Genomic DNA, 14,858 nt, shown 5'->3' on the forward strand with positions numbered 1-14,858 from the left:
AGTCTTAATGAGCAGTTTGCTATTGTTATAGTTTTTTATTTCTGATTTATTATTCCGTATTAAAGTACAAAGTCAGAAGTACGAGATACAAATAAGCTACGAGCTGTCACTTCGAGCGCATCCCGAAAGCTTTCGGGAGAGAAGCTTTTTGCAGTCATCAAGGTCAGTTCGCAGTGGGCAATTGCGCTATTCATTATTCGTGATTTATTATTCTAAGGCGTTCTCACGCTTCCTGTCCCAATGCATATCGGGAATGGTATCGCGTGTTAAGAGCAGTACAGTCATTTCGACCATCGGGAGAAATCACATCTGGTGTGCGCCTCATTAAAAGCCCTCATCCCCAGCCCTTCTCCCGCAAAAGAAGGGAGTTAGCAACTTGTGTGATCTTCCCAATAGCTATCGGAAGTCGTCGAGATGAATGATTGTTGTGAAAAGAATTTCTACTCGTACCCGAAGGGTTTGATAAAATGTAATATACAAAAGTAGAAATACGAAATGCAGAGTTCAGTAGTCAGTGGCAGTGGGCAGTTTTCTGTTTAGGGTTTATTGTTTTGAGTTTGCTTTTTATAATACAAAACACAACGCTAATGTCACTTCGAGCGCATCCCGAAAGCTTTCGGGAGAGAAGCCTAGCTGATGAGATGCTGAAACAATCCCGATAGTTATCGGGACAGTATGACAGCTCTTATTCATAAGCGTTACACACATTCATACCCGAAGGGTTACGCGAAATCAAAACTCCCTCGGTTCAGAATAGACGTAGGAAGCTCCGAAGGACAGGAGCGATAGCGACGCGGAGCTGACAAGGCGGTTTTCGCGATAGCGAAAAATTCCTAAGCGAGGGCGTCGTTTCTTTTCTGCATCCGACGACCACAGGGAGAGGAATGCACCTGTTGTGCTATGTGAAAATGCTAGTCGAATTAGTAATGGTAAAGAAAATGAACAGAACGTGATTTGAAAGAAAACATATTAAAATGACCTTAATAAGTTCGTACAAAAACCTCGCGCTGCCTGTCCCAATGAATATTAGGAATGGTATCGCGTGTATGTAATCTTTTACTATAACTTCAACCTTACGAAATTCAATCCTTGAATAGCCCCATAAAAAATCCCTGTAAACAAAAGCTTACAGGGATTAGAACATATTCAAATGTTGTACTTACAATTCGATTTTCTCTGCTTGGGTATAGATCAATTCATTTGAATTGGAAGAGCGTGCGCCAATACGTACAAAAACATATTCTGCATTTTGTAAATCTTCCGGAATACTAACAGAAACCGATGCTGGGCTTCCAAAAGAAAACGCTTCTACCGGTAGTGCTTCCGCATAATCATTGATATTTCGATCTAAAAGAACCGAGTTGCTCATAAATACAAATACCTCCTGCAACTCGCTGCCGGATACTACTTGATTGATCTGAAAATCGGCAGAGAGCGAACTTCCCGAAACAGCATAGCTGGCATCGGTTAAGGTGATGTACGGAGTGACCGGTACATCAAGTTCTGTTCTTCCGTTTACATTGATAACAATGGTGTCTGTAAGCTGCGGCTGCCAAGGGTCGCCCCCTTTACGTACCAATTTGTATTCTCCATCAAACAAACTGACGGAATAACTTCCGTCCTGAGCGATATAAACCGGAATAAACTCATTTAGGGCATACCCATCTTGCCAAAGCTCAAGTTCGGCACTGTTTGAACGTACACTCACCGGTGCGCCATCATAAGTGATCTGGCCTTCAAGTATAGCAGCCGGTTCGTCAAAATTATCTTTTTCACAGCCCGTAAGCACCACACTCAGCGCGATGAAACTATATATTATTGTTTTTCTCATAAAATTCATTTTTAAAAAAAGAACTCCTTTTAAGAAGCGGTCTTCTTAATGAAACGGATTTCTAACCAATTTAGGATTGTTGTTCAAAACGCCTTGATCTATAGAGGCGTAGTAATTCGCAAAGCGGAATAAGCGCGCTCTTCTAAAACGAGTAGGACGTAACTTTTGATAGATGTATTTATCATTGTCTGGATGTCCGGGACGCACGATACGATATGGAAACACGCCATAAACCACCGCATTCTCATTAGACTCATCACCGTCCCATACTTCGTGCGCAACTCTCCAGCGCTTAAGATCAAAGAATCTATGATCTTCAAAAGCCAACTCGGTACGGCGCTCCTCACGAATATCCTGAAGCGTTACGGTTGCAATACTGTTTTCAGGGAAACCGGCACGCTCCCGTAACGTATTGATATAACCCGTTGCTACGGCAGGCTGATTGAGCTCAAAGGCTGCTTCTGCAGCATTCAAATAGATCTCCCCCAGTCTAAACCAAGGCCACCAGTTTTGTGACGCTACCCCTCGTAAACTCGCTCCGGAAGCATCACTTAAAAACTTACGCATATAAAACCCGGTGTTGCTTACAAACTGTGCATTGTCCTGCGGGCCATCTGCACCGGTGAACAATCCGCCGTCATCATACGTACTTCCTAATTCTTGTGCTGTTAGCAATTCGTACGCTCCGCTTTCTTGATAAACGGCTACACCCGCTTGTAATTTTACCGGCGAACCGCCAAACTCGGTCCCCGGGTAGATCACCGTTCCGTAAAGACGTGCATCTTTATTATCAAAAATACCGGTGATCTCATCGTAAACAATAGGAGTTCCATCTGTATCTTCAATATTTAAAGTTCCGTCTGAGCCGTCTAAGTAATCAAAGCTTTCTACCAGATTTAATGATGGGGTAAGGTTAGTAGGATATTCGTTATCATCAGTCAAACTACGCGGAATATTCTCAAAAGTAAATCCGTGTGTTTTTAGACTGGTCTCATAATCTTTAGCAAAAATGATCTCGCTGCTGGCTTTATCCATAAGCATCTCATAAAAGTTCATCTGCTTATTGGCATTCTGATTGTACAATGCATAACCGCTATCTTCAATGATCTCTTGAGAGGCAGCCAAAGCCTTCTCATAATAGCCGGTAGCCATACTTGCAGGAATTCCTACTTCTTCTCCCGGAAGGGTTATTGGCGTATCCATCAGATTGTTGTATTTCGCTAAAGAAGCTGCGTAAAGCATCGCTCTACTTTCTAAAGCTAAGGCAGTAATACGGTTAGCACGCGTACGGCTTCCTTCATTGCTACTTAAATTACCTTTAATGGCTTCCATCTCCTCAAAGATAAAATCATAGACCTCGTACTCTTTAGCACGTGGCACCTGAAGGTATTCCGGATTCCCGCTATAGTCGTAAATCAACTGCTCCGTCACGAGCGGCACCCCGCCCATACGCTTTACCATTTCAAAATAAACCATTGCGCGTATAAACCGAAGCTCCCCATTAAACTGTGCCTTTTGGGTCTCACTGATTTCTGTACCAAATTCTTCCAGATTTTCTAACGCCAAGTTGATGTCGCGAATAAAGGTGTAATCCCAATACCGCCCGTAATCATTGCCATACTGAAAGTCGTTGCGCCAGTTTTGATCAAAGTGTCCTGACCACATCGCATCGTCTATTTCGGCCATTCCACCGGAATAAAACACGCCGTGCATAGAAGGAATACGGTCATAATAATTGGCCAGAAGGGATACGACCAACTCGGGGTCGTTCCATAACTGGTCATCGTCGATTATATTTTTTGGATCACGTTCTAGCCAACCGTCATTATCGCAGCTAAAGCACGCGACAAGCATGGCTAAACATAAAAAGTGTACTATTTTAATTTTCATTGTCATTTTTTTTAAAGCGTAAGATTAACACCAACTACCACTGTTTTTTGCTGCGGATAAACCACCGCTCCACTTGCTGAGATCTCCGGGTCGATACCATATTCCTTAACATTGTCAAAGGAAACCAGATTAGAACCGGTCACATAAAGTCTCAAACGATCTGCATTGATCTTAGACACCCAGCTCTCTGGGAAGGTATAGCCCAGCTCAATGTTGCGCAGGCGTAAAAACCATACGTTAGTCAGCCAGAAGTCACTATTACGGGCATTAGGACCTACGTTACCATTACGCAATGCAGGGTATTTTCCGGGAATCCACTCACTGTTTGGATCATAAGGATCGGCACGATGCCAGCGGTCTGTAAGTAAATAGGCCGGTGAGTTTCCACCCGCATGAAACGGATTTCTAAGTTCGTAATCCTGAAACCACGACTGCATAGAACCTCCGGCAAGATCAACTGTAAAGTCAATATTCTTCCAGTTCATACTTATCGTACCACCATAAGAAAGAATAGGTGACCAATTGGTTGGGTATCCTATAGGACGCTCATCCATATAGTTGATGATACCGTCATTATTCACATCCTTATAAATAAAATCTCCCGGCAATAAGGTTTGATTGTTCTGCCCGTCGATATTCACTTCGTAGTTGTTGATCTGGTCTTCAGACTCAAAGCGGCCTACCACCTGATAGCCCCACCATACACCGCCCCAACGGTCTTCGATAGAGTTTCGGTATTCGTTATACGAGTTTCCAAAACGGGGTTTATAGGTCGAAATATTCTTATACCTTGAGTAGGTCATATTTCCACTTACAGAAAATTGAAAATCATTGCTGATGCTTCCGCGATAGGTGATGATTCCTTCCGCTCCGTTATAACCATTCTCATTAAGGTTTTCGTTTGGTAAGGTGTAGCCTACCTCACTGGGCAACAACACATCATAACGCGGCGCCGGCACCCCGGTTCTTCTAATTCTAAAGACATCTGCCGTAAGGGTCAACTTATTTTTGAACATGGAGATATCTACACCAATATTGGAGTTGGTATTGGTCACCCAAGATAGATTGGTTATCGGTAAACCACGCGGTCTTAAACCGGTGGTATAGTTTCCATCAAGTACAGCGTTACCGTTATTCCAAGTATAGCCACCAATATAGTCAAACATGCCTACGCCTTGCTCCTGCCCGGTTTGACCGGTTGAAGCACGTATTTTAAGGTCATTGATCACATCGGTAAGCGGTTCAAAGAATTTTTCATCAGAAATACGCCAACCCACAGAAATCCCAGGGAAGAATCCCCAGCGCTCACCCGGCGGATACAGGTATGATGCATCGTATCTACCCAATAATTCTACCAGATATTTATCTTTATAACTGTAGTTGATCTTACCAATATATCCCGCGCGCGCTTGATAATTCCAGCTGTCTGCAAATGAGTTCAGTTGATCAAATTCCAATAAAGGCAAATAGTTGTTAGAAGGATTCGTTCCTAATTGTAAATAATCCTGCTCAAAGTCTGAACGTTCAAAAGCCCCCATTATAGAAAACTTGTGATCACCAATGGTTTTAGCATAATCCAGTTTGATCTGCGAGAAAGTACTGATGTCTTCCCGTTCGGTTTGAAACCTCCAACCTCCATCTGCACCACCGGTCGCATTGTAGGTATCATTGGCTTCGTCATACGTGTACACATCATAGGTGTACTGGAACCCATCAAATTTATTATTGCTGAAATTATACGAGTGTGTTCCACGAACTTTCAGTCCGAAACCAAACTCATACTCCGCAAACAGGTTGACGTTCAAGTTACGGGCAAAATTATCTTTATACCCTACGATATCTCTCTTAAACAAAGCCGGGTTACGGGCAAAATCTCTGGTTTGATTAGGATATTCCGGATTGTTATTAGCATATGGAGGCACCGTAGGCAGGTTACTGAACACGCCTAAAATAGCAGAGAAATAACCATCCCCACCAGGTAGTCCCACATCACGCGTTTCTTCTAATCTACCGCTTATTTGCGCACCAACTTTTACGCGCTTAGCGATCTTAGATTCAATATTAGCTTGCAAATTGGTTCGCTCATAACCAAAATCATCCAGCAGCGCTTTCTGATTGGTGTTCGCTAAAGAAAGGTAGTAATTGGTTTTATCCGTACCTCCCGAAACACTCGCATTGATGTGCGACTGTGGCACATTATCCCGCATTAAAAAGTCATAGTAATCATAACTCTGATATCCCGGTTCGGTACCCTCTTGCCATTTCTGTAATTCCTCTGGCGTGTAGACGGTATTAGGATCTCTACCCTCATTTTGCGCCGCCTCTACGAGTCCGCGTGTGTACTGTGCTGCATTAGCCAACTCTGGAAAGCGCGTAAGGTTTTGCCAACCGTAGTAACTGCTGATACTGATACGCGGTTTGTCGTTGTTTTTTCCTTTTTTAGTAGTTACCAAAACAACACCGTTTGCAGCACGCATTCCGTAAACCGCAGCAGAGGCATCTTTAAGAATCGTGATACTCTCAATATCTTCAGGGTTTAGGGAATTGAACATATCGTTCCCCGAATTCCCGGTAGACTGTACCCAGTCGCGACCCGTATCTCCACCATAAGGCACTCCGTCTATCACATACAGCGGATTCCCAAGGTTTCTGATCTCCAATTGGGCACCACGCCCCGGGCGTGCATCCTGCGCACGTACCGAAACCCCTTGGATCTTACCGGCTAAAGCTCCGGCAGTTGTGGTAGAGGTGGTTCGGGTGATATCTTCTGTGTCAATCGTACTGATCGCCCCGGTCACATCCTTTTCTCTCTTGGTCCCATATCCTACAACCACTACAGCGTCAAGAGCCTCCTCATCCGTTTTTAAGGTCGCCTCATAGGTATTTTCCGCAGTTACCGGCAATTCTTGTGGTTGATAGCCCACATACGAAATAAGCAATACCCCATCCGCTAAAGTACTGGAGATGCTAAGGTTGAATTTACCGTCAAAGTCGGTTACTGCACCGTTAGACGTGCCTTTGATCAAGACTGAAGCCCCCGGCAACGGCATACCGGTATCGTCGTAAACAGTTCCTGAAATTTGCCGATCCTGCGCTTGAGCAAATGCCGTAAACAGGCAAAGCAAAAAAAGATACCTCAGCCGAAAGCGCTTAGGATTTTTTAAAACGTTATACATACACGAAAAGTTTTGTAATAAGATGTCTTCTGTGAAAATCGATTCCACAAGAAAACGATTGCGTTAATTTTATCGTTACAATGTTCTTAAACTTGCGCCATTTTCAACGGGTAGTATTTGTTCACTCCTAGGGCACAAATTATCGCGAAGTGTTAATTTTATTGGGTTTCTAACGTTTTAGTCTTAAAAAAGCACTCCAACATTAAATTTTAAGTGTCCATTTAACATTTGTAATCCGAAAACGATTTATGACGTCAAGGCTGTTTTTGTTTTTATTCTTTTATTCGTGGTTTGTGATTTATCATTCGGGAATGCGTACCTAAGACTTTTTATAAATACGGAGTTCAGAATTCAGTTGGCAGTGGCAGTTTTTATGCTGCTGTTTGTTATTTCTGATTTATAATTTTGGATTGTGGAAACTAATTAAACTACGAAAGTAGAAATACGAAATACAAATAAGCAACGCACTGTCACTTCGAGTGATTCTCGAGCGCCTTAGCGCGAGAGGATTGTATCGAGAAGTCATATGAAGTCAGTAGTCCCGGTTGACAGTTTGTTGTTTTCAGTTTGCTTGTTTTCAACGTTACCGCGCTGCCTGTCCCAATGAAGATTGGGAATTGTATCACATATTTTAGAGTTGGACAACTATCCGCACCTCTAACGCGATCAGCTCCCCTCCTTGATGAGGAGGGGTGGCAGCGAAGCGCACGCAGTGTGCAGCAGCTGACGGGGTGGTGTTGCCACAGATGTACTAGAACCACCCCTGCCCTGCTGCGCGGGCTTTCCCCTCCTTCAAAAGGAGGGGAGCTTTGTTGTATTCTTTTGTTAGTGATCCTTGTGATGAGATGCTGAAACAATCCCGATAGTTATCGGGACAGCATGACAGCTCTTATTCATAGGCGTTATACGCATTCATACCCGAAAGGTTGGATAAAATAAATAATACGAAAGTAGAAATACCAAATACACCTTGATGTTACCGCGCTGCCTGTCCCAATGAAGATTGGGAATGGTATCGCGTGTTTGTAAGTAGTCTCAGTCATTTCGACCATCGGGAGAAATCACATCTGGTGTGCGCTTCATCATAAACGCTCATCCCCAGCCCTTCTCCAGCAGGAGAAGGGAGCTCCTATGCGAGTGAGATCTTCCCGATAGCTATCGGGACTCGTCGAGATGACTGATTGTTTTTGAAAAGAATTTCTACTCATACCCGAAGGGTTTGATAAAATAAAAAATTTGAAAGTAGAAATACGAAATGTAGAGTTCAGTTGGCAGGGGCAGTGGGCAGTTGTTATTCCATTGTTTGTTGTTTCTGATTTGTTATTCGGGATTGGGAAAATACGAAGTTAGAAATACGAAATACAAATAAGCAACGCACTGTCACTTCGAGTGATTCTCGAGCGCCTTAGCGCGAGAGGATTGTATCGAGAAGTCATATGAAGTCAGTAGTCCCGGTTGGCAGTTTGTTGTTTTCAGTTTGCTTGTATCAATGTTACCGCGCTGCCGGTCCTAATGAAGATTGGGAATGGTATTGCGTGTTGATGAGTAATCACAGTCATTTCGACCACTGGGAGAAATTACATCTGCTGCGCACTTCATCATAAGCCTTCATCCCCAACCCTTCTCCCGCAGGAGAAGGGAGCTCCTATGCGAGTGAGATCTTCCCGATAGCTATCGGGACTCGTCGAGATGACTGATTGTTTCTAAAAACAATTTTTACTCATACTAGAAGGGTTTGATAAAATGAAAAAAACGAAATATACTATGATGTTCGCGCGCGATTGTATCGCGTGTTCCGTATAATCGAAATCCTAGTTCATAAACCAAAGGAATAACACCCTTCCTTGAAAGGAAGGGTTGGGGATGGATGTCATGCTAAAAACTAAAACATCCCTCTAAACCTCCGTTCTCCCAATAGTTATCGTAAGGGAAATTTTCAAAGTCAATACGTTGTTTATAGTGCTAGTCAACGTACGACCTATCAATATATAATGACAGGCTTCAAGTACTAGGCGTAGTATCAGATCTACTTGATAATGCTTCTGTAAATCCATACGCGCTTCAACGCTTTAGCAAAGTATCTTTCAAGATTACAAATAGTAAACAAAAATTAATTTACAGATAATACTACTAATCGTTCTATACGCTACTTTTAAATTAAGCTTATGAACATTATACTTGACCCTCCAAAAAATAAATACCTCAACTTTGACGAATTCTCATTGTTTGCTTATTTAGAATTTAAAGAGATTCAAAATCTCGAAAATAAAATTTGTACCCAAACTTTTAAAAAAGGAGCCTATATCTATCAACCTCCTGCAAACCAGGGCTATGTTTATGAGATTGTGACTGGTGCTGTGAAGCTAGGTTCCTATACCGAAACCGGTACTGAATTTGTACACGATATTATACACACAGGAGACTATTTTGGGAATTTAAAGTACTTAAACAATCAATTTTTTGAATTCTCTAAAACACTCGTGAGCTCTACCATTCGAATGTATAAACTCGATTTTTTTAAAGAGATTGTTCCTCAAGATTCTTTTTTGGCAGAGTGGTTTATGTCGTACTTAGTGAAGCGCTGGTGCCAGAGTGAGAAGAAAATAAAAATTATCAAAGAGAAAGATTTGCAGCATAAAATAAAGAGCTTGCGATCGCTATATAATCTACCAATTATTGATGCTGATAATGAAACCTATAATTTGTATGACTTACTAACCCAGCAAGAGCTGGGGGACATTGCTGGTGCTTCACGCCAGACAATATCCCTTGCTCAGAAACTCTAAATGCAATCTTACTATTCTGAAATAATGCCGGGATGATATCTCCCATCCTTAACAGTGAAGTCAAGGTCTAAAAGTTTTGAAATTAGAGGCGCTATATCTTCAAGCCCTAGCACACCAATTGCTTTAGGCGTAGCATCAATACCTGCACCGGAAATTATAAATCCGGTTTGTATTTGCTTGATGTCTGGAAAATAACCATGAGTTCCACCAGAACGTGCTTCTAATAAGTTTCCGGTTGCTTTACCAGACATTGCAATACCCGGCACAGGATTTAAGGCTAATACCACATTAGGATCTGCACCTATATCTTGCAATTCTTGCTTTTCTACAATTCTAAATAGCTTCTTAGTTGATAGCGTCAAGCTGGCTAATTTTGATTTAATTGTCTGTAGGGTTTTTGTATCATTTTTATCTTTCAAATGTAGAAAGGCAGCTGCACCAGAAGTATTAAAATACGCCTTCCACGCTTTGCGTTCTGTATCTGCATTTACAATTCCCAGTTCGCTTAACCATACATTAGGTTTTAGCGCAGCATGAATATCTACAAAACCGTGATCTCCAGTTATAATGAATGTGGTTCTATCTAGAACACCTGCGCGCGCTGCGGCTTCCCTGATTTTACCTATAGCACGGTCGATTGCAGCAAGTGCAAAAGGCACTTTATGTCCTTCCCTGCCCTCTTCATGCTGAAAATGATCACTAGCAATCAGATGTACGGTCATAAAATTAGGTTTGTATTCTTCTAGAACGTAAGCAGCCATCTCACCTGTACGATCTTCTCTATTTAAATAATCTCCATTAAATGTACGTTCATTCAATTGGCCAAGAACGGCTGTTTCCATTTCTGCGAGCAAACCTTTTGGAGTTTCATTATCTCGCATAGGTTCGATTCTTCCGTAGTCGCTTTCCAATGTCCATACCTCCGGAATATTATACGTAATAGGGGCTCCTACTGAAACCGGCCATATAAAACTTGCACTGGTTAAACCCTTCGCTTTTACCGCATCCCATAGGGTGGGTGTTTGTATTAAATCAAATTCCCAATACCACTTTTCTGAAGGCAGGTCGTACTCAAACGGACTATTATAGTAAATACCGTGTGTGGCAGGGAAGGCACCTGTTATTAGAGTGGTATGTGACGGGTAGGTAACTGAAGGAAAAACGCCGCGTACCCCACTAGCTGTAACACCGTGGTTTTGTAAGTCTTTTATATGGGGTACTGGCCATTTTGGTTCGGTATAAAATTCTGGCCTAAAACCATCTATTGATATCAAGATAACGTGATCGCTTATGCGCTCTTGTGCCTGAATACAATTTATAAACAAGGTAAAACCTGCTACTATAAACAGAATAGATTTTGATAATCTCATATATAAAGTTTAAAAAGAGGCTGCTGTACTTGCAGCCTCTGAAATTTTATTTATTAATTGAAAGAATAGCGCATACCTAATTGCAACCTCCAAGGGGTTCCATTTATAGGTTCGGTTCCTGTTCCTGTTTGTACACCGTAGGTATAGCCTTGCGTGGTAGAATCAAAGCCGTTAATGCGCATTAAATCCCTATCGCCATAATTGTTATCATTGCCCCAATCTTTGTTTAAAAGATTAGCAAAATTGAATACATCTGCAGACAGTTCTAGCGCGTGTGTTTTAGCTCCTTTAAACGTAAATTTCTTTTGCAAACGCAAATCGATTGTTGCCGCAAACGGATTTTTACCACCATTACGTTCTGCAAAACCGCCAAAACTTTCCCGCAGATATTCTTTAAAGCCAGAGGAAGTCTCAGGATCTGCTAATATCTGGTTATAGGCATCACGGATATCTTGTGGAGTAGCGGGATCATTAGGATCATAAATGTAAGCAATATCGTTACTCAGGTTAAAATCTCCATTTGCGCTGGTATTACTAGCTGTCATCAGACTGTAACGGGTACCACCAGTTCCTGTAATGGTAGCTCCTAATACAAAGCCTTTCCACGTAGGTGAAGCTCCATTTATAACAAACTTGCTTCCAAATTGATTATCTGAATATCCATAATTTAATGCTCTGGGATCTCCTGTAACCGGTAGAAATGTAGATGTGTTTGCTACACAGCAGTTGTAAGATGAGTTATCTTTTGCTCTGTTTACCGTAACACTTGCATTTACATACCCATCAGCTCCTAGACGTGCAGATCCTTCAACAATTAAAGAAGCGTTATCTAAAATTCCATCGGGTCTTAAGACTAAAGTTCTCCCCACCGCATCAGATATTCTTGAATTCGTCCAGTCGGTTCTGCCATCTTCTCCTATAGTAGCAGCAGGTACAAATACCGGTCTTCCTTCTGGAGTAACAAAATATGGCGTCGTTACCAGGTTGGTTTCTTGATATACATAGTTATTTTTGGTATGACTTATAAGTGCATTTACCCCCAGACTGTATCGGTTACCAAAGAAGTGCGTATAGCTCAGGTTTCCTTTAAAAATGGTAGGCACCTCAAAATTATCTGTTACAGCATTAATTGTAGAAAAAGCTGAAGCTCCTGCGGGAATTCCCGGTACTGTAGCAGGGTCTTCACGATATCCCGGAAAATTGGGCACGGGTACATTAGCTCCGGTAACATCTATGGCTCCAAGTAACGTACCGCTGTTTTGAATGTTATTTACCTGTGCATAATAATGAGGCTGTGCAGTAAACATACCTCCTCCTAATTTTAATATGTCTTTATTTTTTCCTTTTACATTCCACGTAAGCTGAAAACGAGGCTGAATATTATCATAATCATTAGGGCGCTCATCGGTGCGTATTCCTAGCTCGTTAAATACAACCGGATTAAATTCTGCTGCATCTTGAAAATAAGTAGCATCCCAACGCACACCTCCGGTGAATTCTAAATCTGGTGTAATATCAAAATCTACCTGAGCAAAAAGAGCAAGGTCTAAAACAGTCTGCTTTACCAGCGGTAAGCCTTGAAGCGGAACTTCGCGTGCGTAACGCGACGGATTTAGATTTGCAAAATCATCTAACGAATCAAAGAAGAATCGGCCATTTTGTTCATTAGAAAGTAAGGTTTCTAACGAGGTAATCATATTATCTGTACCAAAAGTGAAATCAAACTTACCTGCATTCACATAGGTGATGTTGCTAATCTGAAATTGATTTTCAACATTAGTTTCCGGGGAGTAACGCTGACCTCCTAACTGTACACTTTGCGTTCGATTAGAACCATTAGGCAATACTGATGCAACCTGAACAATGGCACGAGGTATGTTTGATGAGGGCAATTGAGAGCTAGGTGTATATGCGCGCTCTGCGTGTTGGTATTGAAGTTTTAATTCATTAGTTACTCTGGGTGAAAATACAGAGCGTAACGAAAGGAATGTACTGTTCTCCTGTGATTCAAAATCAGAATAGGTTTCTGCAATTTCGATATTGCTGTTATCACTCACGCTCATTGGGTTTTCCCACTTATTAAATAAATTTCTAAGAGTAAGCGTGTGCTTGTTATTAATCTGCCAATCTAAACGCACAAATAGATTATTGGCGTGAGTTACTCTATCAAATTGACCTATTTGCTGCTGATTGCTCAACCCGTAGCGGTCTCTACCTATCTGTAGAAAACGATCTAAATTTGTTTGTGTGATTCCCAGACGATTTGCATCATCATCACTTTGTATATCTGCAATACTCAATGGGTTTCCGGCATCCTGACGCTCATAAACTAAAAAGAAATGTAACTTATCTTTTACAAGCGGACCACCCAAACTGAGTCCGTATTGTGAATTATAAAAATCGGCTTCTCTTCGCTCCCCCTGTATATTGTATTTGCTTTGTAATGCATCTGCACGGTGATAGAAAAAGGTACTCCCTTTAAATTCGTTTGTTCCTGATTTTGTTACTGATGTTATGGCTCCCCCGCCTTGGCGTCCTTGGGTAACATTATAGTCATTGGTACTCACCTCAAACTCACGTATGGCTTCGAGAGATATGGTGTAGGGTCCTCTACCAATTTCTCCAGCGGTCAGCTGATTTCTAAAATTAACCCCATCTATAGTCACATTTGTTGAGGTTCTACGCTGTCCACCAAGATTTATAGCACCGCCTCCCTGAAGTGGCGAAAGACTGGTTAGATTTGTAAAGTTTCTACCTTCGGTGGGCAGGTTTTTTATCTGCGTACTACTTATTTTAGTCGAAGCTCCCAATTGATCTATTCGCTTAGTCAAATTAGAGGCTTTAATAGTTACCGCGTCAAGTGCTGTAGCTTCTTCTCGTAGTATAAAATCTAAAACTACTACATCGCTTAAATTAAGGCTTATGTTTTCTTTAATCACTTCTTGAAATCCCATATACTTGGCGCTCACGTTATAGGGTCCACCTAAGGGTAATTGATTTAATGAAAATTCTCCATTTTCGTTTGCAACTGCACCAAATACGAAACCGGTTGAGGTATTTGTTACCACAATTTCGGCTCCCATAAGCGGAATACCCGTATCATCTAATACAGTCCCCTTGATTTTTGTATTGGTCGATTGGGCTAATAGGGTTGATGTATACACAACCACGAGCAGTGTTGTACTTAAAATTTTGTTTAAAAACCGATCTCTAGATAAGCTGCGGTTACTGGTAATTTTCTTCATTTGTGAATAGTTGAATTAATTACTGGCGAAAATAGATTAGCAACTTTTCCTCAAATGTTAGTTTTTAACATCGACCCCACGCTTAACCTAGGTTTTACATTTTGATAACAACAGCAGTAAGGTTACTTTTCCTACTCCGAGCCCCCCTAACAAAACCTAAATAAAGGCTAATAGCGTATAAAATCAAGGAAGACAACCTGTAAAACGATGCTAAAAAAACTAGGATAGCAATCGAAACAAACTAAAAACTCTTTTTAATAAATGTTTTAAACTCATACCCGAAGGGTTTGATAAAATGAAAAATACAAAAGTAGAAATACGAAATACAGAGTTAAGTAGGCAGTAGCAGTGGGCAGTTGTTATTCTATTATTTGTTGTTTCTGATTTGTTATTTGGGATTGTAGAAATACGAAGTTAGAAATACGAAATACAAATAAGCAACGCACTGTTACTTCGAGTGATTCTCGAGCGCCTTAGCGCGAGTGGATTGTATCGAGAAGTCATATGAAGTCAGTAGTCCCGGTTGGCAGTTTGTTGTTTTCAGTTTGCTTGTTTTCAAC

The 14,858-nt window shown here is 41.5% G+C and carries 8 protein-coding genes; 2 read left to right on the forward strand and 6 right to left on the reverse strand.

Annotated elements, in window-relative coordinates:
* Nucleotides 1-1,159 precede the first annotated feature (1,159 nt).
* The 4 genes from LDL79_RS02000 to LDL79_RS17205 form a co-directional block, all read right to left on the reverse strand.
* Nucleotides 1,160-1,831 carry a DUF3823 domain-containing protein gene (locus LDL79_RS02000; RefSeq protein WP_225598957.1) on the reverse strand — a complete coding sequence of 224 codons (672 nt, stop codon included), beginning with the start codon at nucleotides 1,829-1,831 and terminating at the stop codon, nucleotides 1,160-1,162.
* 45 nt (nucleotides 1,832-1,876) lie between these two features.
* Nucleotides 1,877-3,721 carry a RagB/SusD family nutrient uptake outer membrane protein gene (locus LDL79_RS02005; protein WP_225598958.1) on the reverse strand — a complete coding sequence of 615 codons (1,845 nt, stop codon included), beginning with the start codon at nucleotides 3,719-3,721 and terminating at the stop codon, nucleotides 1,877-1,879.
* An 11-nt stretch (nucleotides 3,722-3,732) separates the two neighbouring features.
* Nucleotides 3,733-6,897: a SusC/RagA family TonB-linked outer membrane protein gene (locus tag LDL79_RS02010; protein WP_225598959.1), complete on the reverse strand. Its 3,165-nt coding sequence runs from the start codon at nucleotides 6,895-6,897 to the stop codon at nucleotides 3,733-3,735.
* A 1,082-nt stretch (nucleotides 6,898-7,979) separates the two neighbouring features.
* Nucleotides 7,980-8,105 (reverse strand): hypothetical protein, encoded by a 126-nt coding sequence (locus tag LDL79_RS17205; RefSeq protein ID WP_262903808.1) that lies wholly within the window; start codon nucleotides 8,103-8,105, stop codon nucleotides 7,980-7,982.
* Between the two features lie 228 nt (nucleotides 8,106-8,333).
* Between LDL79_RS17205 and LDL79_RS02015 the strand changes: the two genes are divergently transcribed.
* Together LDL79_RS02015 and LDL79_RS02020 are read left to right on the forward strand one after the other, a co-directional pair.
* Entirely contained in the window at nucleotides 8,334-8,501 is a 168-nt protein-coding gene (locus LDL79_RS02015) for a hypothetical protein (protein WP_225598960.1), read from the forward strand.
* A 561-nt stretch (nucleotides 8,502-9,062) separates the two neighbouring features.
* Nucleotides 9,063-9,683 (forward strand): Crp/Fnr family transcriptional regulator, encoded by a 621-nt coding sequence (locus LDL79_RS02020; protein WP_225598961.1) that lies wholly within the window; start codon nucleotides 9,063-9,065, stop codon nucleotides 9,681-9,683.
* 11 nt (nucleotides 9,684-9,694) lie between these two features.
* Here LDL79_RS02020 and LDL79_RS02025 read toward each other — a convergent pair whose 3' ends face one another.
* Together LDL79_RS02025 and LDL79_RS02030 are read right to left on the reverse strand one after the other, a co-directional pair.
* Nucleotides 9,695-11,053, reverse strand: coding sequence for an alkaline phosphatase family protein (locus LDL79_RS02025; protein WP_225598962.1), 1,359 nt, complete (start codon nucleotides 11,051-11,053; stop codon nucleotides 9,695-9,697).
* A gap of 53 nt (nucleotides 11,054-11,106) precedes the next feature.
* A complete protein-coding gene (locus tag LDL79_RS02030; RefSeq protein WP_225598963.1) occupies nucleotides 11,107-14,298 on the reverse strand; it encodes a TonB-dependent receptor in 3,192 nt (1,063 codons plus the stop codon).
* Between the last annotated feature and the right edge of the window lie 560 nt (nucleotides 14,299-14,858).

The sequence above is a fragment of the Leeuwenhoekiella palythoae genome, from assembly GCF_020310025.1.
GTDB classification, from domain to species: Bacteria; Bacteroidota; Bacteroidia; order Flavobacteriales; family Flavobacteriaceae; genus Leeuwenhoekiella; species Leeuwenhoekiella palythoae.

Excerpts from the sequence above, each read along its gene's own strand:
- LDL79_RS02000 (WP_225598957.1), bottom strand. The coding sequence starts at position 1,831 with ATGAGAAAAACAATAATATATAGTTTCATCGCGCTGAGTGTGGTGCTT.
- LDL79_RS02005 (WP_225598958.1), bottom strand. The coding sequence starts at position 3,721 with ATGAAAATTAAAATAGTACACTTTTTATGTTTAGCCATGCTTGTCGCG.
- LDL79_RS02010 (WP_225598959.1), bottom strand. The coding sequence starts at position 6,897 with ATGTATAACGTTTTAAAAAATCCTAAGCGCTTTCGGCTGAGGTATCTT.
- LDL79_RS17205 (WP_262903808.1), bottom strand. The coding sequence starts at position 8,105 with ATGAGTAGAAATTCTTTTCAAAAACAATCAGTCATCTCGACGAGTCCC.
- LDL79_RS02015 (WP_225598960.1), top strand. The coding sequence starts at position 8,334 with ATGAAGTCAGTAGTCCCGGTTGGCAGTTTGTTGTTTTCAGTTTGCTTG.
- LDL79_RS02020 (WP_225598961.1), top strand. The coding sequence starts at position 9,063 with ATGAACATTATACTTGACCCTCCAAAAAATAAATACCTCAACTTTGAC.
- LDL79_RS02025 (WP_225598962.1), bottom strand. The coding sequence starts at position 11,053 with ATGAGATTATCAAAATCTATTCTGTTTATAGTAGCAGGTTTTACCTTG.
- LDL79_RS02030 (WP_225598963.1), bottom strand. The coding sequence starts at position 14,298 with ATGAAGAAAATTACCAGTAACCGCAGCTTATCTAGAGATCGGTTTTTA.